The 21,253-nt window shown below is 63.0% G+C and carries 21 protein-coding genes; 10 read left to right on the forward strand and 11 right to left on the reverse strand.

Annotated features, from left to right (window positions below; genetic code table 11):
* The first annotated feature begins 19 nt into the window (after positions 1-19).
* On the forward strand, positions 20-928 hold the full coding sequence (locus HNQ60_RS21035; RefSeq protein ID WP_184334745.1) for a LysR family transcriptional regulator: 909 nt from the start codon (positions 20-22) through the stop codon (positions 926-928).
* Here the strand turns inward: HNQ60_RS21035 and HNQ60_RS21040 are convergent.
* Positions 918-1,751: a helix-turn-helix domain-containing protein gene (locus HNQ60_RS21040; RefSeq protein ID WP_184334746.1), complete on the reverse strand. Its 834-nt coding sequence runs from the start codon at positions 1,749-1,751 to the stop codon at positions 918-920. The two genes, HNQ60_RS21035 and HNQ60_RS21040, sit on opposite strands and share 11 nt — an antisense overlap.
* Before the next feature lie 115 nt (positions 1,752-1,866).
* Between HNQ60_RS21040 and HNQ60_RS21045 the strand changes: the two genes are divergently transcribed.
* The gene (locus tag HNQ60_RS21045; protein ID WP_184334747.1) at positions 1,867-2,844 is read left to right on the forward strand and encodes an alpha/beta fold hydrolase; all 978 of its coding nucleotides are present in this window, start codon (positions 1,867-1,869) and stop codon (positions 2,842-2,844) included.
* A gap of 100 nt (positions 2,845-2,944) precedes the next feature.
* Here the strand turns inward: HNQ60_RS21045 and HNQ60_RS21050 are convergent, their stop codons facing one another.
* Complete coding sequence (locus HNQ60_RS21050) at positions 2,945-3,310, reverse strand: cupin domain-containing protein (RefSeq protein ID WP_322096892.1); 366 nt, start codon at positions 3,308-3,310, stop codon at positions 2,945-2,947.
* Positions 3,311-3,408: 98 nt separating this feature from the next.
* Between HNQ60_RS21050 and HNQ60_RS21055 the strand changes: the two genes are divergently transcribed.
* Entirely contained in the window at positions 3,409-4,791 is a 1,383-nt protein-coding gene (locus tag HNQ60_RS21055; RefSeq protein ID WP_184334749.1) for a nicotinate phosphoribosyltransferase, read from the forward strand.
* A 10-nt stretch (positions 4,792-4,801) separates the two neighbouring features.
* Here the strand turns inward: HNQ60_RS21055 and HNQ60_RS21060 are convergent, their stop codons facing one another.
* The 5 genes from HNQ60_RS21060 to HNQ60_RS21080 all read right to left on the reverse strand — a co-directional run bounded on the left by HNQ60_RS21060 (position 4,802) and on the right by HNQ60_RS21080 (position 9,130).
* The gene (locus HNQ60_RS21060; protein WP_184334750.1) at positions 4,802-5,449 is read right to left on the reverse strand and encodes a hypothetical protein; all 648 of its coding nucleotides are present in this window, start codon (positions 5,447-5,449) and stop codon (positions 4,802-4,804) included.
* 204 nt (positions 5,450-5,653) lie between these two features.
* Entirely contained in the window at positions 5,654-6,412 is a 759-nt protein-coding gene (locus HNQ60_RS21065) for a DoxX family membrane protein (protein WP_184334751.1), read from the reverse strand.
* A gap of 138 nt (positions 6,413-6,550) precedes the next feature.
* Positions 6,551-8,173, reverse strand: coding sequence for an SMP-30/gluconolactonase/LRE family protein (locus HNQ60_RS21070; protein WP_184334752.1), 1,623 nt, complete (start codon positions 8,171-8,173; stop codon positions 6,551-6,553).
* 85 nt (positions 8,174-8,258) lie between these two features.
* Positions 8,259-8,843, reverse strand: coding sequence for a GyrI-like domain-containing protein (locus tag HNQ60_RS21075; RefSeq protein WP_184334753.1), 585 nt, complete (start codon positions 8,841-8,843; stop codon positions 8,259-8,261).
* Complete coding sequence (locus tag HNQ60_RS21080) at positions 8,840-9,130, reverse strand: EF-hand domain-containing protein (protein WP_184334754.1); 291 nt, start codon at positions 9,128-9,130, stop codon at positions 8,840-8,842. The genes HNQ60_RS21075 and HNQ60_RS21080 overlap by 4 nt, the downstream gene beginning before the upstream one ends.
* A gap of 416 nt (positions 9,131-9,546) precedes the next feature.
* On the opposite strand from HNQ60_RS21080, the gene HNQ60_RS21085 reads away from it, so the two are divergent.
* From HNQ60_RS21085 to HNQ60_RS21100, 4 genes are all read left to right on the forward strand, one after another.
* The gene (locus HNQ60_RS21085; protein WP_184334755.1) at positions 9,547-10,662 is read left to right on the forward strand and encodes a right-handed parallel beta-helix repeat-containing protein; all 1,116 of its coding nucleotides are present in this window, start codon (positions 9,547-9,549) and stop codon (positions 10,660-10,662) included.
* An 86-nt stretch (positions 10,663-10,748) separates the two neighbouring features.
* Entirely contained in the window at positions 10,749-11,417 is a 669-nt protein-coding gene (locus HNQ60_RS21090; RefSeq protein WP_184334756.1) for a LysE family transporter, read from the forward strand.
* 77 nt (positions 11,418-11,494) lie between these two features.
* Positions 11,495-11,653 (forward strand): hypothetical protein, encoded by a 159-nt coding sequence (locus HNQ60_RS21095; RefSeq protein WP_184334757.1) that lies wholly within the window; start codon positions 11,495-11,497, stop codon positions 11,651-11,653.
* A gap of 19 nt (positions 11,654-11,672) precedes the next feature.
* Entirely contained in the window at positions 11,673-12,740 is a 1,068-nt protein-coding gene (locus tag HNQ60_RS21100; RefSeq protein ID WP_184334758.1) for a DNA topoisomerase IB, read from the forward strand.
* 64 nt (positions 12,741-12,804) lie between these two features.
* On the opposite strand, the gene HNQ60_RS21105 is transcribed toward HNQ60_RS21100, so the two are convergent.
* Positions 12,805-13,167 (reverse strand): SnoaL-like domain-containing protein, encoded by a 363-nt coding sequence (locus HNQ60_RS21105; protein ID WP_184334759.1) that lies wholly within the window; start codon positions 13,165-13,167, stop codon positions 12,805-12,807.
* A 244-nt stretch (positions 13,168-13,411) separates the two neighbouring features.
* Between HNQ60_RS21105 and HNQ60_RS21110 the strand changes: the two genes are divergently transcribed.
* Entirely contained in the window at positions 13,412-15,181 is a 1,770-nt protein-coding gene (locus HNQ60_RS21110) for a bifunctional metallophosphatase/5'-nucleotidase (protein WP_184334760.1), read from the forward strand.
* A gap of 78 nt (positions 15,182-15,259) precedes the next feature.
* Here HNQ60_RS21110 and HNQ60_RS21115 read toward each other — a convergent pair whose 3' ends face one another.
* Positions 15,260-15,625, reverse strand: coding sequence for a PRC-barrel domain-containing protein (locus HNQ60_RS21115; RefSeq protein ID WP_184334761.1), 366 nt, complete (start codon positions 15,623-15,625; stop codon positions 15,260-15,262).
* Positions 15,626-15,787: 162 nt separating this feature from the next.
* The gene (locus HNQ60_RS21120) at positions 15,788-16,360 is read right to left on the reverse strand and encodes a HutD/Ves family protein (RefSeq protein ID WP_184334762.1); all 573 of its coding nucleotides are present in this window, start codon (positions 16,358-16,360) and stop codon (positions 15,788-15,790) included.
* 77 nt (positions 16,361-16,437) lie between these two features.
* Between HNQ60_RS21120 and HNQ60_RS21125 the strand changes: the two genes are divergently transcribed.
* The gene (locus HNQ60_RS21125; RefSeq protein ID WP_184334763.1) at positions 16,438-16,935 is read left to right on the forward strand and encodes a DUF4279 domain-containing protein; all 498 of its coding nucleotides are present in this window, start codon (positions 16,438-16,440) and stop codon (positions 16,933-16,935) included.
* A gap of 69 nt (positions 16,936-17,004) precedes the next feature.
* Here the strand turns inward: HNQ60_RS21125 and HNQ60_RS21130 are convergent, their stop codons facing one another.
* Complete coding sequence (locus HNQ60_RS21130; RefSeq protein ID WP_184334764.1) at positions 17,005-18,744, reverse strand: thioredoxin domain-containing protein; 1,740 nt, start codon at positions 18,742-18,744, stop codon at positions 17,005-17,007.
* Between the two features lie 161 nt (positions 18,745-18,905).
* Here HNQ60_RS21130 and HNQ60_RS21135 point away from each other — a divergent pair, with 161 nt between their 5' ends.
* Complete coding sequence (locus HNQ60_RS21135; protein ID WP_184334765.1) at positions 18,906-21,251, forward strand: DNA polymerase II; 2,346 nt, start codon at positions 18,906-18,908, stop codon at positions 21,249-21,251.
* Positions 21,252-21,253 lie beyond the last annotated feature (2 nt).

Consider the following 21,253-nt stretch of genomic DNA (forward strand, 5'->3'; position numbering starts at 1 on the left):
ATGAACAATAGAGGCGCTCATGAACCGACTGGATGCCATGCAGATCTTCGTCCGGGTGGCCGAACTGACCAGCTTCACGCGGGCGGCGGACGCCCTGAATCTGCCCAAGGCCAGCGTCTCGACTGCGATCCAGCAGCTCGAAGCAGAGATGGGAACGCGGCTGCTTCACCGCACGACGCGAAAGGTCCAGCTCACGCAGGACGGCCGAGCCTTCTACGAGCGATGCAAGGATCTGCTCGCCGACATGGATGAGCTGCGCGCGATGTTCCAGGGTTCGGAAGCATTGCGCGGCCGGCTGCGCATCGACATGCCGAACGGCTTCGCGAAGCATCTGCTCATCCCGCGATTGCCGGAGTTCCTGCGCGAGCACCCGCAGCTCGAGATCGAGCTGAGCGTCACCGATCGCAAAGTGGACTTGATCCGCGAAGGTTTCGATTGCGTGTTGCGAGTCGGCGCGATCGAGGACCAGAGTCTGATCGCGCGCCCGCTCGGCCAGTTCCGGATCATCAATTGCGTGAGCCCGGCTTACATCGCGCAGCACGGACTTCCGCGCAGCGTCGATGATCTTCGCTCGCACCAGCTCATTCATTACGTCGGCACGCTGGGCAGCAAATCAGCAGGATTCGAATACTTCGACGGGTCTTCGTACCGCAACGTCGAGATGCCGGGCGCCATTACGGTGAACAGCGTCGAGGCCTACGAAGCGGGTTGCGTCGCGGGGCTCGGCATCATTCAGGCGCCGGCCGTCGGCATGGAGCGCCTGCTCGCCGAAGGGACGATCGTCGAAGTTCTCCCCGAGCTGCGTGCCGAGCCGATGCCGGTGTCGCTCGTGTACGCACATCGCCGCAACTTGTCCCGGCGCGTCCAGACCTTCATGGCGTGGATCGCGCGGACACTGCAGCCGCATCTCGATCCGCTCAGTTCGTAGCTTTCCGCGCGTTGGCTGCGATCGCGCGGCATCGCGAGGCTGTCGTGTCATCGACCGGGAACATCGACTCGATGCGCAGTTCATCGAGCGTGACGTCGCGCGTCGTGCCGAACGTCGTCAGCGTCGAGAAGAAATGCAGTTCGAGATCGCCCGCTCGAAAGATCGTCGTCAGCAGCGGCAACGGACTCATGCTGGGCTCGCGCGCTCGCCATCCCGCGGGAACATCCGGATAGGACAGCACTTCGTCCAGCAATTCGCGGAGCCTGGCGTCGGAAGGGGAAGCCGCGATCTCGTCGTGGAGATGGCGAATCAGGTCGCCGGCCACTTCTTCCCAGTTGGCAACGAGCGGCCGCATGTCATCCGGGTCGAACACCTGGCGCAGGATGTTCGAGTGCTTCGGTCCGCCATCCTTCAGTACGCGGAAGATCGACAGCAATGCGCTGTTGGTCATCTGCACGTCCCAGTACCTGTTCATCACGAAGGCGGGGTAGGGATTCTGGTGTTCGAGAATGAACTCGAGGGCTCGTCGTACCGGCGCCATGGTCTCTGTGTCCAGTGAGGTCTCGCGATAGGTCGGCGCGTAGCCCGCGGCGATGAGCAATGCATTGCGCTCGCGCAGAGGCATGTCGAGGACATCCGCCAGCCGCGTGACCATGTCGCGGCTCGGCTGCGATTTCCCGGTCTCCACGTAACTCAGGTGGCGCGCCGAAACGTTCGCTTCGAGCGCGAGATCGAGCTGGCTCAGCCGGCGCATGCCGCGCCATTCGCGCAGCAGCTTGCCGATGTGGGCCGATGGGGCCGGCGGGGGAGGTGAGCTTTGCATGCCGACGATGATAGTCCCCGCCCGTTGCACATACATAACCTCCGAGGTCATTGATGGAGCGCAAAGCGATGACGTCTCATGCCGGCCAGTTTCAACTGGCACGGAGAACTTCGTCATGCATCGCAGACACTTTTTTCAGGCATCGCTCGGCGCGCTCGCGGCCGGTGCGGTTGGTTGCGCTTCAGTCGCTCCGGCGACTCTTGTCGGTACGAAGACGCAGCCGGCGACGGACGCTGCTGCGTTTCGTGCGCAGCGCCGTTTCCTGAGCACATCGTTCGGTGAGATCGCGTACAACGAACGGGGCAGCGGACGTGCGGCGCTGTTTCTGCACGGCTTTCCGCTCAATAGTTTTCAGTGGCGCGGTCAGCTGGATCGGCTGTCGGTGCATCGGCGCTGCATCGCGCCGGATTTCATGGGCCTCGGCTACACGAAGGTGGCACCCGGTCGGAGCGTTGCGCCCGATGCGCAGGTCGAGATGCTCGCCGAGTTGCTCGACAAACTCTCGGTCACCGACGTGGACCTGGTTGCGAACGACAGTGGCGGCGCAGTCGCGCAGCTCTTCGTGCTGAAGTATCCAAAACGCGTGCGCACTCTGTTGCTCACGAACTGCGACGTGGAGCCGGATAGCCCGCCGCCCGCCCTGAAGCCTGTGCTCGACCTGGCGCGCGAGGGCAAGTTTGCCGACGAGTGGCTCGCTCCGTGGGTGGCGGACAAGAAGCTCGCGCGGTCTTCGGAGGGGCTCGGCGGAATGACATTTACTTTCCGCAGCAATCCCACGGACGAGGCGATCGACTACTACCTGGGACCGCTCGTGAGTTCGGTTGAGAGCAAGGCGCGGATGCACGCCTATGCGCTGGGACTCGATCCGAATCCGCTCGCCGGCATCGAAGCGAAGCTGCGCAAGTGCAGCGTGCCGACGCGCATTCTCTGGGGCACGGGCGACGACATTTTCTCAGCCGAGAGTCCTGGCTATCTCGATCGCCTGCTGCCGAACTCGCGCGGCGTCCGTCACATCGAAGGCGCGAAACTGTTCTGGCCGGAGGAGTTTCCGGATGTCATCGCGGAAGAGGCGCGCGCCTTGTGGGGTGTGTGACGCAGCTGAATCAGCGACGTCATCCCCGCGAACGCGGGGATGACGAGACCAATTCGTGTGGATCCCCGCTTTCGCCGGAACGACCAACATAATTCGTCGGTCAAACCCACACGTCATTCTTCGCAGTCAGCCCGCCGCCGGCGTCACCCGTATTCACGACGCCGCGCGGTTCGACGAGCATCATCCTGCACTCGCGTTCGGCGACAGGCTGATGCTCGACGCCCTTCGGAACGACGTACATCTCGCCGGGCCGCAGCAGAACTTCGCCATCGCGGAATCGCAGCGTCAGCTCGCCATCGATGACGATGAAGACCTCGTCGGTGTCATCGTGCCGATGCCAGACGAATTCGCCCTGCACCTTCACCAGCTTGAACTGGTAATCGTTCATCTCCGCGATGACGCGCGGACTCCAGTGTTCGTTGAAACGCGAGAACTTGTCGGCGAGGTTGATGCTTTTGAGATCCACGACGATTCCTCCATGGATTTGCCACAGCATCGGCAATTGCGTCATCGTTGCATAGTGACAGTCGGTGATCCTGGTCCCGGCACAGTTGGAATGACGGTATGTCGCTCAATCCGATCCTCAATACGGACTCTTACAAGATCTCTCACTGGGTCCAGTACCCGCCCGGAACCCAGGCGATGTTCTCGTACATCGAATCCCGCGGCGGCGTTTACGATCGGACGGTGTTCTTCGGGCTGCAGGCGATCCTCAAAGAGCATCTCTTGCGACGGGTCACTTCGAGCGACATCGCGGAAGCGCGCGAGATGCTCGCTGCACATGGCGAGCCGTTCAATGAGGCGGGGTGGAAGTACATCGTCGGCAGGCACGGAGGCCGGATGCCGGTGCACATTCGCGCTGTCCCGGAAGGATCCGCAATTCCTGTGTCCAACGCGCTCGCGACGGTCGAGTCCACCGATCCGAACTGCTTCTGGATCGCCTCGTATCTGGAGACGGCGCTGCTGCGCGTCTGGTATCCGACGACTGTGGCGACGATCAGCTGGCACATCAAGAGACTGATTCGACGCTTTCTCAGCGAGACCAGCGATGACACGGAAGGTCAATTGCCGTTCAAGCTGCACGACTTCGGCGCACGGGGCGTGTCCAGCCATGAGTCAGCGGGGCTCGGCGGCCTCGCGCACCTGGTGAACTTCAAGGGCACTGACACACTCGCGGCGCTCGTCGCGGGCCGCAAGTATTACTCGGAGCCGATGGCCGGTTTTTCGATTCCCGCAGCGGAGCACTCGACGATCACTGCGTGGGGACGTGAAGGCGAGGTCGACGCGTATCGCAACATGATTGCGCAGTACGGCAAGCCGGGCGCCATCTTCGCCTGCGTTTCGGATTCCTATGACGTGTACTCGGCGATCGAGAATCTCTGGGGCTCGCGCCTGAAGCAGCAGGTCATCGATTCCGGCGCGACGCTGGTCGTGCGGCCCGACTCGGGCAATCCACCGGAAGTCGTCGAGAAGTGCGCGGTGCTGCTCGATCGCGCTTATGGGAGCACCACCAACAGCAAGGGATTCAAAGTGCTGAATCACGTCCGGCTGATTCAGGGCGACGGAGTCAATCCCGGCAGCATCAAGCAGATCCTCGAACGCCTGAAGACGCGGGGCTTTGCCGCGGACAACATTGCGTTCGGCATGGGCGGCGCGCTGCTGCAGCAACTGAATCGCGATACGCAGAAGTTCGCGATGAAGTGCTCGGCCGTCCGCATTCAGGGCGAATGGCGGGACGTCTACAAGGATCCCGTCACCGATCCGGGCAAGGTTTCGAAGAAGGGCCGGCTCGATCTCGTACGCGATCCCACGACTCGCGAATACCTGACCCATCCGATCGGCGACCGCGCGTCGCTGGCCTCGAGCGAGATGGTCGACGTCTTCCGGGATGGCGAGCTGCTGCGCGACTGGACGCTCGAGGAGGTGAGGAAGAGGAGCGACGAGTGACGCAGCGCGGCTATCTCATCTCTGTCGGGTTACCTTCGCGCCCCGCGGCGACGAGTGCGGTGACCTTGAGTCGCGGCGGGCTCAGCCGCTGAGGGCTCGACGAACAGGAACGATTCCGCGACTCGATCCGCGCGGCCAGGTGAGGAACCACCTGCGCGCCGAGCTGACTCAGCAGCTCGCAATCGCCTGACGACAGATTGAGCAGATCGACATCGGCCATGTCGATGTGCTCCCACACCGCCAGGAACGCACCGTCGGGCTCCCTGCCGGAGCCGAAGCGGTCGAGTAATTCCGTGCGGCGTGCCGCGGCATCGCGCTCAGCGTCTGGCACCTGCGATGGCAGCGCGGGACTCACGAGCCGGATACGCATCGAAGCAATCTGAGTCGAAGCGTTCGGCAGATGCACGATGTCACAATGCTGCGGTTCGACGCGGGTGCTCGGATGCGCTCCGAGCACGACGAGCAGTTGTCGCACCCTGAGCCCGAGCGTGGCGCAATCGTACAGGGTCAGTTGCCCGCGATAGTCGAAGCGGATCTCCTGCGTGCGCCAGATGGCGCTATGCACATCAGGCAGGGCGAATGCAGTGCCGGCGAGGGACAGCAACAGGACGAACGCGGCACTCCCCCGAATGGCGCGCCCCGGACTCGGCTGGTTCATTGTCTAAGTCTTGAATCGGATGATCCGCGCGCCGGGAACGACCACGAATCGTTCATCGGTGCGATGCGGGCACGCCTCTGTACCGCGCGCTGCACATTCTGCGCTTCCCGATCGCGGTCGGCAGCAGCAGATCGTCACGATTGCGAGAAGTACAGATGTCGGAGAGCAAGCGCCCGATGAGCGCCGCACCGCTTTGGGTCACGATCACGCCGGCTGTGCCGTGCCCTCATGGATGCGGGTCGGATCGCGAGACACGACGCAGCGGACGATCCACGCAGCGCCGGTCATCGCAGTCGAGATGCCGAGCATGATCCACTCGATACGGGCAGTCGGCGCAGCGATCACCCTGGGCAAATGAAGGAGCAGCACGAAGCACGCGAACATTCCCGTCAGCAGCAGCGAAGCCAGACGGGTCGCCACGCCAGAAATCAAGCTGACTCCCGCAGCGAGATGCCCGCAGCCGGTGAGGTAAACCCAGAACAGCGGCGCCGGCAGCCACGCCGGGATCATCGTCGCGGAGAAATCGTCGTAAACGAAATGCGCTGTGCCGAAGACGAGCAGGCAGGCGCCGAAGACTCGGGTGCTCCAGGCAGAGCGCGAGTAGGCGGCGTCGATCAACGCAAGGGACGCGATACCGCCCATCGCAAGCGCTGTGAGCTCCGCGACTCCATTCCATGTGCCCACATCCAGCGGAGCCCGCAGGGCACGAGGCAAGTGCAGCAAGAGGGCCCAGAGGCCGTAGAACACACCCAGGCATGCCGGTGCCTTGAGCGACGCACGCATCGGCAGCAGGGTGAGGACAGCTCCGGCGAGCAGTACCGCAGCGCTCAGGTAGGCAAGCGGCACGCGCATCGGCACCCATTCGGGAACCGGTTGCCATTGCATCGCGAAGTCGCCCGTCACCAGGCCGACGAATCCGAGTATTAGTGCGCCGAGTCCGTAGACGACTGTGGTTGTGTTCATGTCCGCGCTCGCAGTGAAAGCGCGCGACTTGTAGCGCGGAGATCCGCACACCGGCAATGGTGGCCCGGCGATATCGCGATCGATGCGCTCATTGTGTCCGGCCGTTCGTGCTGCGGCGGCCGCTGATGCTGTGTCGGACTACTGCGAGCGCTTCGGCGTCAGTCGCCACAGCGAATTCTCGACGTCGGAGCTCACATAGAGGGTGCCGTTCGCGCCAACGGCGATGCCCGCTGCCATCGTGGGATTGTTTGCGCCGCCAACGGGCAGATCGGTCGCAATGACACGTCGCTCGCCCGACGAGGCATCGATGCGGACGAGCTGGCGTGCGTCCATCTCGATCGTCAGCACATCGTTGCGCGACACGGCCGCGAGTCCGCGCGGATGCCGAAGGCCCTTGGCGACGACGGTCATTTCGTTCGTGCGCAGATCGATCCGCGAAATTTCACCGGCGCCTGCGTCGACCGCGTAGGCCACTTCGTTATCGCCCAGGGTGAAGCCGGTGAGATTCTTGAGTCCGCTGACGATGATCTTGCCGTTGGTGTCGCTGCCGCTCAGGCGCATGAGATTGCCGTCCGCGAGCGCGACGAGTATCTCGTTGCCCACCGCGACGGCACCCAGGACCCCACGCAATGACCACGATGCCACGAGGCGATGACCGGGCCGATCGAACTTCTGCACGGTGCCGTCGTAGTTGACCACGATGACGTTGGAATCATTGGCGGAGACCGCGATCGGATAGTGAATGGGCGAACCCTTCGCATGCGCGCGAGCGATGTCGGTAACCTTGCCCGTCGGGCCATCGACGGTGCGGAATGCAAATACATCCGCGACATAGATCGTGTCCGGCTTGCCGCGCGCGGCAGCGATGGAAAGCGGGATCGCGAGATTGCCTTTCACCACCTGGCGCGCCGTGCCAGTGGCAGGATCGACCTCCTGGATGCCGTTGTCCGCCATATTGGACACGAAGATCCGATCCTTCGAGTCGATGGCGAGGTTGTCGAGCGCGGTCTGCAGTCGTGCGACGACTTTTTTCGATCCGCTTTCGATGTCGACGCGAACGACTTCGCCCAGTGCCGTGTCGAGGACATACAAGTTGCCTTTGGAATCGAAGTTGGCGGCCGCGGGCGTTTCGAAGCCGTCGGCAATGACCCTCATGGCGCCGCTGTCCGGATCGATGCGAACGACCTGCTTCTTGAACCACAGCGGTCCGTACAGCATGCCGTCGGCGCCGATATCGAAGCCGTTGAAGCCGCCCGGATCCTTCACGATGTTTCGAGGTGGCTTCACACCCGCGGGATCGAGCTCCCACACGCCATCACCCCCGAAGACCTGGCCGGCAAACAAGCGCCCATCCTTGCGCACGTTGATCGAGTTGATGCTCGTGAGTTTCGCGATCGGCCGCGCGGGCTCATCGCCTTTGCGGGCGTAGACGACGCCCTGTTCGATGGCCGTCCAGACGAGTGTGCCGTCCTCGAGGAAGACGAGGTCGTCGGCCATGCCTTGCGGAGGCTCGACGACCGTTTCGACGGCTCCTGTCCGGGTGTCGACGCGATAGATCCGCTGGCCGACGACGCTGCCCGCATACAGTACGTCGTTGCGATCGAAAGTCAGGCCGTGAATGCCATGGAAGGCGGAAGCCGGCACGATCCGCTCGACGGTGTGGGTTTCGCTTCTGGGTTCGGCTTGAGTCAGGCAAGCCCAATGCAGGCAAGACATGGCCAGCGCAACCGGCAGGATGCCGGTGAGGTATCGACGAAGCATCTTGTTATTCCTTCATTCCCCCTGACGGGACGAAGGATGAGGGGCGCGACGCCAGCCGGCAACTGCGGCAAGCCGCGTGGGAAGCCTAACGATCCGTCGCTGCCGTCCAGCCGCTGGTCCAGCCCGCTTCACGGGCGTTTTTCACGCCGAGGCCGTCCTTGCGAAATCCCGACCGGCGCGAGGGGGCAATGGGAATCCAGACTTCAACGTCGCCGTTCGCAGTGAGCGGGTCGAATGTCGGGCCATAGCGCTCGAACTGCGTGCCGACCGGTTCGTATCCGGAGCCGGGCAGCCAGCTATCGCGGATGTCGGCCCAGGTCTGCGGGAGGGCAGCTATGGAAGCCGGGCGAAAGATCGCGCAGCTCTGCACGGGAATGCACAGCAACGTGAAGCTGCGGGGAATGGAGGAGAACTCGGTGACTTCGACCGCGCAAAGATATTCCATCTCGCCGGGACGATCGGTGTTGTAGCGGACGCCGTATGCGGCGTCGCCGGTCTGGTCGACGACGCGTCCCATGTGGGCCGCGAATCGCCGCCACAGTTCGGGCACGGCGCGCGCGCAATCCGCGACAGAGAAACGGTCGCTCAACCCCGCAAGCAGCATTCGGTCATTTCGGGCGTGGCGCGTGGGCAGCACGGCGCGGATGCCTTGATCGACCGATGCATTCATCTGCGGGCCTCGCTGACCACTATTCGCTTCGTTGCGGTCTCGTACTCGCTGCGAGTGACGAAGCCGTCGCCATCGATGTCGCTCTCCACGAAGATGCTCTGGAGATGCCGGTTGTAGCCGGCTTCGGTACGGCTCAATCGATCGTCATTGTTGCGATCGAGCTGTTCGAATGCCGGTGCGGCAGTTGCGATGCGCTCCTGTGCGTTGCCGACGGATGCCACGGTGCACAGCGCGAGTCCCGCACAGCCGACGATCCATTGCGCCCTGCGCGCAATCGATGAACCCATTTTCCTCGTCCCCTTGCCAGAATTCCGCCCGAAGGCGGTGTGTGATGGTCCGGATCGTAGGGACGCCACAGGACAGAATCTGTCGCGGCTTTGTAAACGATCCCATCGGACCGGCTCCAAAAGGCGGTTTCACCGCGAAAATCCGCTGCCAAACGACGCCGTACATTTGGGTTACAAAAGGGCCCAACGCCGCTGGCCGGCTGCGGTTGACGCCCGTTCGGGCTCGCTATTCCGCGCCGCGGACGAACGTGTTCCGGTCTCCGGAATGACGTCCGCCGATAGTTGAGATTCCGAACGAACGTTGACGTGGGCGGGGATTGCCGTCGATATACTCGGATCGAAACGATGCCGCCCTGGTTGCGCGCATCGTGCTTCCAGGGAATCGAAATCAGCTGGCATCCACAAGAGAGGGAACCATGAAGCGGTCAGTAACGCGGGAGTGGGGGATGGCGTCGCGCGTGGCGGTTGCGACGATGCTTTCGGTGTGCTGTCTTGCGACGACATCTGTCGCGGCCACGACGGAGGACGACGACGTCGAGGCGACATCGTTTCCGCAGGTGGAGCGAAAGGTGAAGAATCTGCGCAAGCGTGTGCGACAGCTCGAGGCGGATGTCGCGGCGTTGCAGACGCAGCATCTGCCGGTCGAAGCACAAGTCGATTGCGGATCGGGCGGCAGCGTATCGGATGCGCTGGCGGCAAATGCGGAAGGCAAGGGGTCGCTCACCATCGTCGTCTCGGGCGCGTGCGCCGAAGCCATTCGAATCTCGCGCAGCGACGTGACGCTTCGCGGCGCGTCCGCGGGCGCTGCTCTCCAGGGAACCTCGACATCGGTGTTCACGGTCATCGTGGAAGGCGGAGCGAGCAACGTCGAACTTCAGAACCTGACGATCAGCGGCAGCAACACCGCAGCGCTCGTCGCAACAAAGGGTGCGCACGTCATCGCCCGGAACGTGACCGTGCAGCAGTCGATCTCGGGCGCGATGGCGCTCGACAACGGAACGCTTGATGTCGTCGGTTCGACAGTTCGCAACAACTCGCAGGGTGCGTACGCGGCGCGAGGCGGAGTGGTGACGATCAGCGGCGGCACCGTCGAGAGCAACCAGATCGGCGCGCTCGCCTGGAAGGCGGGCACCGTGATCTTCACCAGCAGTCTGCCGGAGCTCGGCGCGCCCGGTGGCGCTGGCCCGGTCGTTCAGGCGAACTTCAATGGCGTCGTGGCGCGATCCGGTGGATTCGTCGAATTCGCCGACACGACGGTGCAGAACAACACCCAGAACGGGGTGGTCGTCGATTCGGGCGGCACAGCGCATTTCTTCTCCGCGCTGACCGGCGCCGGCAATCGTATCGCGGGCAATCCCGCCAACGGCATCGTCGCGTCCAGGAACACGAGCCTGGTGTTTTCCGATCTGACGAACGTCATCACGGGCAACGGCCGGGGCATCGTGTGCAACGGCAATCCGAGCTACATCGTGCCGCCGGGATTTGTCGTTGCGGGGAATACGCTTGGGGACATTCTGGGGTGCGCGCCGTGAGAAGCCGGCTAGCCCGCTAGCTGACAGAGATTCAGATAGCCCGGTCATATGTTGCCGTTGCACCGGGCTGTTGAAATACTCGTCCCATGCTCACCGTCTTCATCTCCGCTTTCCTGCTGGGTCTCATCTTCAACGCTGCGCCTGGCGCTGTTTTCGCGGAAACAGTGCGGCAGGGCGTGCGCGGCGGCTTCCGTCCCGCGCTCGCTGTCCAGATCGGGTCGCTGGTCGGCGATGCGTTGTGGGCAGTGCTCGGGCTGGTGGGAATTGGATTGCTGCTGCAGCTGGAGGCGCTGCGTCTGCCGATCGGCATTGCGGGTGCGCTCTATCTGCTCTGGCTCGCCTACGATTCGTGGCGCGCTGCCAGCCAGGAATTTCGCATCGATGACGGTACCCGATCGAAGCGCGCACTGCGTGCCGGCGTGCTCCTTTCGGTGACGAATCCGCAGAACGTTGCTTACTGGGCTGCGCTCGGCAGCGCGCTGGGTGCTGTGGGTATCCAGGAGCCAACGGCGATCGACTACGGAACGTTCTTCGGTGGCTTCATGGCTTCATCGATCGTGTGGTCCTTCGTGTGTGCCGCGATCGTCGATCGCCTGTTTCGCAAGGCCGGGGCTCGATGGGCAAGCATCACGTACAAGGTCTGCGCCGTCGCATTCGTTGCGCTCGCCGCGGGATCTGTGCGCGACCTGATTCATCACGCGACGAAGCCTGAACGACCGGATGCGGCTGGCGTGCTGGCTCCTCCCCCGCCCTGAGCTGACGTCGCTGTAACGGAACCACCTCCCGGCGGGCGCGTTCCCCTGTTGTTCTTCGGTGACAGGGGATTCACAGCATGAAAGTCTTGGTCTGGATCGGCCTCTCGATGGTCGTCGCGTGGGGCATTCTGTGGCTCGGCATCAAGATGGCGATCGGCGCCGTGCACCTGCTGCTCATCCTGGGCTTGATCGCGATTGCCTGGGGCCTCTTCGGGCGTGCGGGCGCGAATCCCTGATCGGGCGTTCTGACGTTCCGTGGCCGACGCAGAGCCGCAATCGGTCGTACAAGCCCGCCGCCATGCGAGGGCGAGCGGCCTGCTTTACGTCTGTGACACCGAGCCAGGGATTTCCCGGAAGCGTGCCGGCACGGGCTTTCGCTATCTCGGTCCGAATCGCCGGGCTGTCCATGCGGCGCGCACCCTGGAGCGCATTCGCAAACTCGCCATTCCACCCGCTTACACGGATGTCTGGATCTGCACGGAGCCCCAGGGTCATCTGCAGGCGACCGGTCGCGACGCACGGCGTCGCAAGCAGTATCGCTATCACGTGCGTTGGCGCGAGACGCGAGACAACGGCAAGTTCTCCCGCATGATCGAGTTCGGCGAGAGGCTCCCGCGATTGCGCCGCCGGCTCAAACACGATCGCGCGCTTGCGGGTCTGCCGAAGAACAAAGTGCTTGCTGTAGTCGTCACACTGCTCGAAGAAACGCTGGTGCGTGTCGGCAATGAAGAGTACGCCCGTGCCAACGGCTCATTCGGTCTGACTACGTTGCGTGCCCGGCACGTGAAGTTCCTGCGTGACGGTCGCGCGTCGTTCAACTTCCGCGGCAAAGGCGGCAAGTTGCACGAGATCGTGCTCGACAACCGCCGCCTCGCCGCGATCATCAGAAAGATTCAGCAGTTGCCCGGACAGCTGCTGTTTCAATACATCGATGACGAAGGGAAGCGTCAGGCCGTCGACTCAGGAATGGTGAACGAGTACTTGCGCGAAGTCATGGCGGACAACGGCGAGGGGTTCACAGCGAAGGATTTCCGCACCTGGGGGGCGACCGTCCGCGCCATCGCGCATCTGTCTTGTGAGCCGCGCGACAAGGTCGTCAGCGACACAGCATTCAACCGCTGCGTTGCTGCAACAGCCAGGCACGTTGCGGACGCGCTGGGCAACACACCTGCCGTCTGTCGCAAGTCGTACATCAATCCCGCGGTATTCGTCGCGTGGCGCGGCGGCACGATCGATGCACTCGTGCCGCACACATCCCTGAACCCGCGACAGATGGAGAAGATCGCGCTGAAGATCCTCCGGCGACAGGACTCCAGGCGATGAGCTGTGAGCCAGACGCGTCCGCGGGCTCTGGCTCACTGTTCGTCGCTCGCTGCTCACTGCCTCTTCAATTCGGTCGATAGAAGAACTGCTCGCGCACGATCTTGTCGTTCGCGACTTCATACACGCAGATTTCCGTCATGGAGCGTCGACCGCCTTCCTTGTAGGTGGCGTCGAGTCCCATGACGATGCTGAAGAACCCGTCGGCCACCACGGGCTCGCTGACCGTGACGGTGTGGACCTGGGTCAGTGTCGCGTCGAAATCGCGGCCTTTCTGGCGGATCGCATCCATCCCCACTGCTTCGGCGTTCGGTACACCTTCCATTTCGATGCTGCGAGCGCTGTCCGCGAACAGTTCATTCTGGGCGACGTCGAATTTTCCCTGACGACAAAGCTCGACGAGGCGGTGCGCGACGGTTTCGGTGCTCATGGTGATCTCCTGGCGAATTTTGCGGGCGAATCTTCCGGTTGGGGAACGGGAGGGATGTTCGCGCCAATCGCTGACAGCTCATGTCAGGGATCGCAGGGAGAGTGCAAATTCTGGCCAGGCGGGTCCCGGAGGCGTGTGGTCGGTGCGAGTTTCAGTCTTACGTTACAGGCCGATGACATCGAACGTTGCCCGAACCGCATCCGCACTATTGGCAGCGTATGCGGGGCGGGCGATCATCACGCGTATGCACAAAAGAACATCAGCTGCTCCAGCGTACCGCCTCTGCCTGGTTCTCTCGCTCGCGTTGCTTGCGTCCTGCGCATCGCAGGTCGAGACGCCGGTTCAAGGTGAAGTTTCCGTGAAGCTCATCGCGGTCAATGACTTTCACGGCAACATCAATCCCCCGCGCTCGCCCACGCGTATTCCCGATCCGGCATCACCCGACAGGCCCTTCGAACTTCCAACCGGCGGCGTCGAGTATGTCAGTGCGCTGATGGCGGAGTTGAAGGCGAGGAATCCGTTGCATGCTGTCGTCGGAGCGGGTGATCTCATCGGTGGTTCACCGCTCGTATCGGCGCTGTTTCATCACGAGCCCGCCATCGAGGCGCTGAGCAAAGCGGGGCTCGAATTCACGTCGGTGGGCAACCACGAGTTCGATGCGGGCAGGGTCGAGCTGCTGCGCATGCAGAACGGCGGGTGCTTTGCAGGCAGCGGCCAGGATACGTGCCGCAACGGAAAGTTCGCCGGCGCGCAGTTTCAGTATCTGGCGGCGAATGTGATCGATCAGGCTACAGGACGTTCGCTCTTCCCGCCGTACGCCATCAAGAAATTCAAGGCTCCGAACGGCGCGTCGTTCCAGATCGCATTCATCGGACTGGTGCTGGAAGACACGGCCAGCCTCGTTGTCGCGTCCGGCGTCGCGGGTCTGGAGTTCACGGATGAGGCGGATGCCGCCAATGCGCTCATTCCGGAACTGCGGTCGAAGGGGATCGAAGCCATCGTCGTGCTGATCCACGAGGGCGGTCTCACGGCACAGAAGGTTTTCGACGATCCGACATGTCCCGAATTCACGGGAGCGATCCGCGACATCGTGCGGCGGTTCGATCCCGCAATCGACGTCGTGGTCAGCGGGCACACGCATCGCCCCTACATCTGTCACGACAGCGGACGACTGGTCACGAGCGCCGGTGCGGAGGGCCGCATCATCACCGACATCGATGTGACGATCGATACGGCGACGAAGGACATCGTGCGATCCCAGGCAACACAGCTCGCCGTGGTGAACGACACGGCGCCGAATCCGTTGCCGCTCCGTTATCCGACCCTGGCGAAGGACCCCAAGCTCACGCCGCTGGTTACGTTCTACAACGATCAGGCCGCGCCGCTGGCGCAGCGCGAGGTGGCCAGGATTTCCGCGGACATCGTTCGTGCGCCGGCCACGACGGGTGAGTCCGCGCTGGGTGATTTCATTGCGGATGCCCAGCTCATTGCGACGCGAGCGCCAGAGGCGGGCGGCGCGCAGATCGCGTTGATGAATCGCGGCGGGATGCGTGCTGATCTGCGTGCAGACAAAGGCTATATCACCTACAGCGATGTGTTCTCCGTGCATCCGTTCAACAACGGCCTCATCACGCTCACACTGACTGGCGAGCAGATCGATGAGGTGCTGGAACTGCAATGGGGACCGGCCGACACGATGCTGCAGGTGTCGGAAGGATTCAGCTACGAATGGGATGGTCGCAAGCCGGTCGGCGAGCGCGTCGACTTTGCAAGCATCAGCCTGAACGGTCAGCCCCTTGAGGCAACGAAGTCGTATCGCGTGACGGTGAACGAATTCCTGGCGATGGGCGGCGACAACTTCAAAGTGCTGGCGAAAGCGTCGGATCGGGTGCGCGGCATCATGGATGTCGAGGCACTCGAACGCTACGTCACCGCGCGATCACCCATCTCGGCGCCTGCTCTCGGACGGATTCGGCGTGCGGACTCGGGGCCGGCCGCAAGCGGCAGTCACTAGGTCCCGAGTCACTGGGTTTCTTGAACTCCCGCCGGGGTCCGGCTGAAGCCGGACCCACGGCAAGAGGCCGGGCACGCGTTATTGCCAGTACGGCTTGGCCTTGTAGTACGCGTACGTCTGGTCGCGGTAGCCAAGACCGTCGTTCTTCGTCAGTTCTTCGATCGAATCCGCGGGAGCCGCCTTGAGCTGTTCCTTCGTCAGGTTCACGACATAGCTGTCTTCGCCCTTGTCGTAGTTCAGCGTGCTCCACGGGACGGGGTGGAATTTCTCGCCGATACCGAGCACGCCGCCGAAGCCCACGATCGCGAACATGATCTGGTTGGACTGCTTGTCGAGCACGATGTCCTCGACCTCGCCGAGCTTGTGACCGCTCGAATCCTTGACATTGGTCCCGATCACTTTCTTCGCGCGAATAGCGCTCGTATGGCCCGTTGCAGTAGGCATGGATGGATCTCCTTGGTGATGGAACGTCGAGACGACGTTCAACAGGAATTCAATGCGAATGCCGTGCGGAGGTTCCATGCGCTGCGCGGCGCGAACCTCGTCATCTTTTTACTTGCGGACAGACAGCAAAGAACCACCATCGCCGCCGCGCTGCGCAAACGATCAAAGCAGTCGCACGAAGATGAGCATCGCGTTCGACGAGAGAGGGTGTGCGCTAGTCGCCGGTGCAGCATGAGACCACCGAACTCCCTGGCCCTCGTCGAGACTGATATCGCCCACGAGCCAGCGACCTGCGTTTGCGTAGAGCAATCCCTGCACACCTAGTGTTAGTGACGTGCCTTCGCGCAGCACGCTGACTGCCGCGCGCTGCGGTCGCCGCGTCATCAGGTTGAAATCTTTCGAGACGCCGCCCACCAGGGAAGCCTGGATCGAGGTCTCTCCCGGAAACGAGAAAGGAACGCCTGGGTCGATGAGGAGGTGATCCACGCTGCCCTGATTCACGCCATCGTGGGGCGATCGCAGGTGCATGCCTTCCCCCGACAGCAGAACGATCGTGCGATCGATTCCCGGGAAGCGGGAGAAGGGTCCGCTGGCGGCAACGGTCGCGATGCTGACCCGCCAGTCGAAGTCCGCCAGCGTTGCGCCCGGTGGCGAACACATCAGTTCCAGCGTAGTGCCGCCCCCATTTTTCCAGGGCGTCGGCGGGATTGTCGCAGTGTCGAACCGGTCGAACATGGGTGCGCAGATACCGAGGGTAGGAACGGGCCGCGGGTCCGATGCATTATCGCCTGCCCAACCGCCGGAGGAGCCTCATGCCGACCAGGTCCGCACCCGCCGCAGCGCCGCGAGCCAGTGATTTTCAGGTGAGCCTCCGGATACGCCATCCCGATATCGATCCGAAGCAGATTACCCGGCAGCTCGGGCTCGAGCCCGACCACGCCTGGGCGAAGGGCGACGCCCGCAGATCGGAGACGGGCCAGACGCTAGGTGGGATCCGTCGCGATTCCTATTGGTCGATCACTTTTCCGGACCCTCGCCTCTATGAGCAGACATTTGGTGAGGATGCCGAACCCGGCACAGTGCACCAGTCCCTGGCGGGCGCCGCGACGGCCGACCTCGGGATGTTCCTCACGCTGCAGTTGCTGCAGCTGAAACGCCAGCGAGAGCTGCTGGTGAAGCTGAGCAGCGAAGGGGACGTCGCATTCGTCATCTCGATGACGGCGGAGTCGGGATCGACGCTGCGGCTCGAGTCCGCGCTGATGCGCCAGCTCACTGACCTCGGCCTGCGACTGGAATTCGAGTTCGAGTAAGGCTCACCAAAAAGTTGGCCGCCGGGAGTTTCCCCCTGGCGGCCAACGTTGGCGATCGATGAGGGTCGCTCAGTTCGTTTTCGCGACCTTCGCGCCGCCCTGGTCGACGTACTTGTAGGTCACCGACCCGAAGAACATCTCATCCCAGCTCTGCTGGCCCCACGGCACCTCCCGCGACGGATCCGGGTTCGCCTTGTTCTGCTTCGAGTTGTCGAAAGCACCCACGGCGCGGATCTTCGTACCTGCCGGCACGAACTTCGGTTCCGTCAGTTCGTAGTCGAGCTGCCAGTTGTAGTTGTAGTGCGCGATGTTCAGCAGTTCTTCGCTGGTGCCGTTCGGATAGTCGGCATAGAAGCGCATGCGCTTACCGCGGAAGTGCATGTGCGGCAGCATGCTGTAGATGTGCGCGTCCTTCTTGATCGTGATGGTCTGCTGCATTTCGTGATCGGCTGCATACGGCGGGATCGGAGTCCAGCCGCGCGTGAAGATGCAGGCGCACTGGTTCGACATGCGCTCGGCCGGCACTTCGTTCTCGTCGTAGAACCACAGGCCGATTTCGCTCGCGTCCGTCGTGGCCTTGCCGTTCGTGGTGTAGTGCAGCTGCAGCGCAAGCGTCGAGCCCTTCTTCAGCAAACCGCCCGTGTTCGCCGGTTCGTGCTGCGGCTGCGCGCCCGGAATGTAAGCGGTGATGCGCGCGGCGTTCGGATCGCCACCGCCAAGGAATCCGCCTTCCTGCTTCGCGCCCGGAGGCAGCAGGCTGTTGAGCGTGTGGTGCAGCACAGTGCGATCGCCGGCGATGTACTGGCTCGCCTTCACGTAGCGGTCGCGATCCATGCCTTCGATCGGAACGGCGACGCGGATGTAGTCGAGCACGCCGGTAGCGGGAATGTCCTGCGGCGGGACTTTGATGACGAGGTCAGGTTCGCCGTAGGCCCACTTCGTTGCCGGCCACTTGAGCTGCGTCAGCGGATCGACATCGCCGTCTTTCTCCGCGCCGGCCTCGATCCAGTGAATGAGCTTCTGCTGCTCTTCGCTCGTGAGCGTGTACGTTTCCTTGAAGTGCCCGATGACCGGATCGATCTGGCCCGGCGGCATGCGCTTGGTGAGCACGACTTCGCGAATCATCGGCGCGAAGCCTTTCACCATCAGGTGGCTGTTCATCGCGAACGGTGCGATGCCGCCTTCACGATGGCAGCGTGCGCAGTTCTCGGCGAGGATCGGCGCGATTTCCTTCGAGTAGGACACGCCCTTCTTTTCCTGCGCGACGCGAGCCGGGTATTTCACGGCCTCGCCGCGAGCCCAGGCCTTCGCCTTCTTCACGGGTTGATCGGCGAGCACCGCGTCGATTGCGGCTTCGAAGTGCTTGCCGGCCGGGCCGCGATACAGGATTTCGGAGGTGCCGGGGCGGACGAGGAGGACTTCGCCCATCTTCTTCACGCCCAGACCTTCGGCGACGAGTTGCGCGTCGTCCATCAGCACGGGAATGTCGAGGCCCGCTTTGTCCAGTTCCTGTTGCACCGACGCACGCGTCTGAGTGCCGAGCGGGTTGAGCATGAAGAAGCGGATTTTGCCGGCGTACTTCTCGCTCGCCTGCTTGAAGCCGGGCAGCGACTTCGCGGTGGCCTTGCTGCCATTTCCCTGCACGAGCAGCGCAACGGCCTTCTGGTCGTTGTAGTAGCTCAGCTGATGGAAGTAGCCCTTCTGATCGATGAGCGAGAAATCACCGACACGATTGCCGGAGCTGGCGGAAGCTGACCCCATCACCAGCGCGGCGCTGAGCAATGTCAGCGTGGCGACATATCTGTTCACGAAACCCCCTGGCTTTGTTCGACCTTGGCTTGTCCGGACCCGTGCGGACAGGTCTGTATCGCAAGCCTACCCACGTAACGCCCCGGTGCAATAGCCAACTTCACCGGCGGGCGTGCCAGCTTCCGTCATGATTTGTTAACGCGCTGTTTTGGCAGGGCACAATGGCCGCCATGAACGTGCGCGGCTTCATTCTTCAGGCGAGCTACCGGGTCATATCCGGCCCGGCGGGGCAGGTCCCCGTCATACATATCCATGGCCGGCTGGAGGATGGGGGTACGTTCCTGGTCCGCGACGACCGGCAGCGGCCGCATTTCTACATTCGAGCGGCGGATGCGGGCAGGGCCCGGCCACTGAGAATTCCCGAGCCGCAACCCGTTGATCGGCGGACCTTCGATGGCGAGCCCGTGTGCCGGATCGAGGCCGAAACGCCTTCCGACATTCCGGCAATCCGCGACCGGCTGCATGCGGCGGGCATCGAAACCTTCGAAGCCGACGTGCGCTTCGCGATGCGCTACCTGATCGAGCGCGGCATCAAGGGCAGTTGCGTGATCGAAGGGGAGGCAGTGCCGGGCAAGGGCATCACCTGGGTCTTCGACAATCCAGTCATCCGGCCCGCGATGCTGACGATCGAACCCCGGGTCTTTTCATTCGACATCGAGACGGACGCCAAGGGCGAAAAGTTGCTGGCCATCTCGATGTATGCGCCCGGCATCGACGAGGTGCTGATCGTCGACAGCAGCAATCGCGAGATGCCCGAGCGAGCCATTCGCTGCGAGAACGAGTACGCCGCGCTCGAGAAGTTCTGCGAGCGGGTGCGCGTCTACGACGCGGATGTGCTGACGGGCTGGAACATCATCGATTTCGATCTGAGTGTCCTGCAGCGCATTGCGGCGCGGGTACGTCATCCGTTCGTCCTCGGACGCGATTCGGGGCCCATTCGAATCCGCAAACCGGAAGGCTACTTCGGGAGCGGGCAAGCGAACGTGCCCGGTCGGCTCGTGCTCGATGGCATCGATCTGTTGCGCGGTGCGTTCATTCGCATGGACGACTACTCGCTCGATGCCGTAGCGCGAGGAGTCGTCGGCGAGGGCAAGGCGGTTCACGGTGACGTGCGTGATCGCCTCGGCGAGATCATTCACAACTATCGGAACGATTTGCCGGCGTTTGCGCTTTACGCACGCACGGACGCACGGCTTGCGTACCAGATCGTGGAGAAGCTGAACGTCGTGCAGCTTGCGCTAGCTCGCAGCCAGCTGAGCGGCATGACGCCGGATCGGGTGGCCGCCAGCATTGCGTCGTTCGATTTCCTCTATCTCTCGGAGCTCGAGCATCGACGGATCGTGGCGCCGAGCGTGCGTTCGAGCGATTCGAGCGTCTACGCGGCGCAGCAGGGCGGACACGTCCTCGAGCCGATCGCCGGCTTGCATCGCAACGTCTGGGTCTTCGACTTCAAGAGCCTGTACCCGAGCCTGATCCGCACGTTCAATATCGATCCGCTGTCGTATGTCGCGAATCCCGCCGCGACCGACGATCTGATCCAGTTGCCGGGCGGCGCATTCCGGCGCGAACCCGCAATCCTGCCGCGCATGCTCGACGATCTGTTCCCAAGGCGGGAAGCGGCGAGGAAGGCGGGCGACGACATCGCATCGAACGCCATCAAGATCCTGATGAACTCGTTCTATGGCGTGCTCGGCACGCCCGCGTGCCGCTTCTACAATCCGGCCCTCGCGAACTCGATCACGGGGACGGGGCGCGAAATGCTGTTGTGGTCGAAGCGCTGGTTCGAAGCGGCGGGATTCGTCGTGCTCTACGGTGATACCGACAGCTTGTTCGTGCATTCCGGTGTCGATGATCCGGCGGCGGCGCAGGAGCAGGGTCGCCAGCTCGCAGTCACCCTGAGTGCGCAGATCGCGCGCTACATCGAAGAACGCTGGCGAGTGACGAGCCGGCTCGAACTGAGATTCGAGAAGCTGTACTCGCGGTTGTTTCTCGCGCAGGCCCGAAACAGCACGCGGGGCGCGAGCAAGCGCTACGCCGGAATGCGTCACGGCCGCGACTCAGCCGAGTTCGTCGGCATGGAAGTCGTGCGCAGCGACTGGACGCCGCTCGCGAAGCAGGTTCAGCGCGAGCTGTATCAACGGCTGTTCACCGATCAACCGGTGGATGTGTATCTCGCCGACGTCGTTCGACGACTGCGCGTCGGGGAGTTCGACGATGCGCTCGTCTATCGCAAAGGGCTCCGCAAGGATGCGGAGGAGTACACGGCAACGACGCCGCCACATGTCGCGGCAGCGCGAAAATCATCGCAGCCGCTCGGTCGCACGATCAGTTACGTGATGACCACTGGCGGCGCCGAACCGATCGACAACATCCAGCATCCGATCGATCGCGAGCACTACGTCACCAAGCAGGTGAAGCCGGTTGCTGAGCCGGTGCTGGCGACGCTGCGGCTCGATTTCGAGAAAGTGATCGGGGACACGCGGCAGATGGATTTGCTGGGGATGTAACT

The sequence above is a fragment of the Povalibacter uvarum genome, from assembly GCF_014202975.1.
GTDB classification, from domain to species: Bacteria; Pseudomonadota; Gammaproteobacteria; order Steroidobacterales; family Steroidobacteraceae; genus Steroidobacter; species Steroidobacter uvarum.

Bases quoted from the DNA above. Each gene is read 5' to 3' on its own strand.
- HNQ60_RS21135 (WP_184334765.1), top strand. From the start codon at position 18,906: ATGGCCGCCATGAACGTGCGCGGCTTCATTCTTCAGGCGAGCTACCGG.
- HNQ60_RS21070 (WP_184334752.1), bottom strand. From the start codon at position 8,173: ATGCTTCGTCGATACCTCACCGGCATCCTGCCGGTTGCGCTGGCCATG.
- HNQ60_RS21120 (WP_184334762.1), bottom strand. From the start codon at position 16,360: ATGTTCGACCGGTTCGACACTGCGACAATCCCGCCGACGCCCTGGAAA.
- HNQ60_RS21110 (WP_184334760.1), top strand. From the start codon at position 13,412: ATGCACAAAAGAACATCAGCTGCTCCAGCGTACCGCCTCTGCCTGGTT.
- HNQ60_RS21055 (WP_184334749.1), top strand. From the start codon at position 3,409: ATGTCGCTCAATCCGATCCTCAATACGGACTCTTACAAGATCTCTCAC.
- HNQ60_RS21075 (WP_184334753.1), bottom strand. From the start codon at position 8,843: ATGAATGCATCGGTCGATCAAGGCATCCGCGCCGTGCTGCCCACGCGC.
- HNQ60_RS21040 (WP_184334746.1), bottom strand. From the start codon at position 1,751: ATGCAAAGCTCACCTCCCCCGCCGGCCCCATCGGCCCACATCGGCAAG.
- HNQ60_RS21125 (WP_184334763.1), top strand. From the start codon at position 16,438: ATGCCGACCAGGTCCGCACCCGCCGCAGCGCCGCGAGCCAGTGATTTT.
- HNQ60_RS21035 (WP_184334745.1), top strand. From the start codon at position 20: ATGAACCGACTGGATGCCATGCAGATCTTCGTCCGGGTGGCCGAACTG.
- HNQ60_RS21060 (WP_184334750.1), bottom strand. From the start codon at position 5,449: ATGAACCAGCCGAGTCCGGGGCGCGCCATTCGGGGGAGTGCCGCGTTC.
- HNQ60_RS21115 (WP_184334761.1), bottom strand. From the start codon at position 15,625: ATGCCTACTGCAACGGGCCATACGAGCGCTATTCGCGCGAAGAAAGTG.
- HNQ60_RS21080 (WP_184334754.1), bottom strand. From the start codon at position 9,130: ATGGGTTCATCGATTGCGCGCAGGGCGCAATGGATCGTCGGCTGTGCG.
- HNQ60_RS21090 (WP_184334756.1), top strand. From the start codon at position 10,749: ATGCTCACCGTCTTCATCTCCGCTTTCCTGCTGGGTCTCATCTTCAAC.
- HNQ60_RS21105 (WP_184334759.1), bottom strand. From the start codon at position 13,167: ATGAGCACCGAAACCGTCGCGCACCGCCTCGTCGAGCTTTGTCGTCAG.
- HNQ60_RS21095 (WP_184334757.1), top strand. From the start codon at position 11,495: ATGAAAGTCTTGGTCTGGATCGGCCTCTCGATGGTCGTCGCGTGGGGC.
- HNQ60_RS21085 (WP_184334755.1), top strand. From the start codon at position 9,547: ATGAAGCGGTCAGTAACGCGGGAGTGGGGGATGGCGTCGCGCGTGGCG.
- HNQ60_RS21065 (WP_184334751.1), bottom strand. From the start codon at position 6,412: ATGAACACAACCACAGTCGTCTACGGACTCGGCGCACTAATACTCGGA.
- HNQ60_RS21045 (WP_184334747.1), top strand. From the start codon at position 1,867: ATGCATCGCAGACACTTTTTTCAGGCATCGCTCGGCGCGCTCGCGGCC.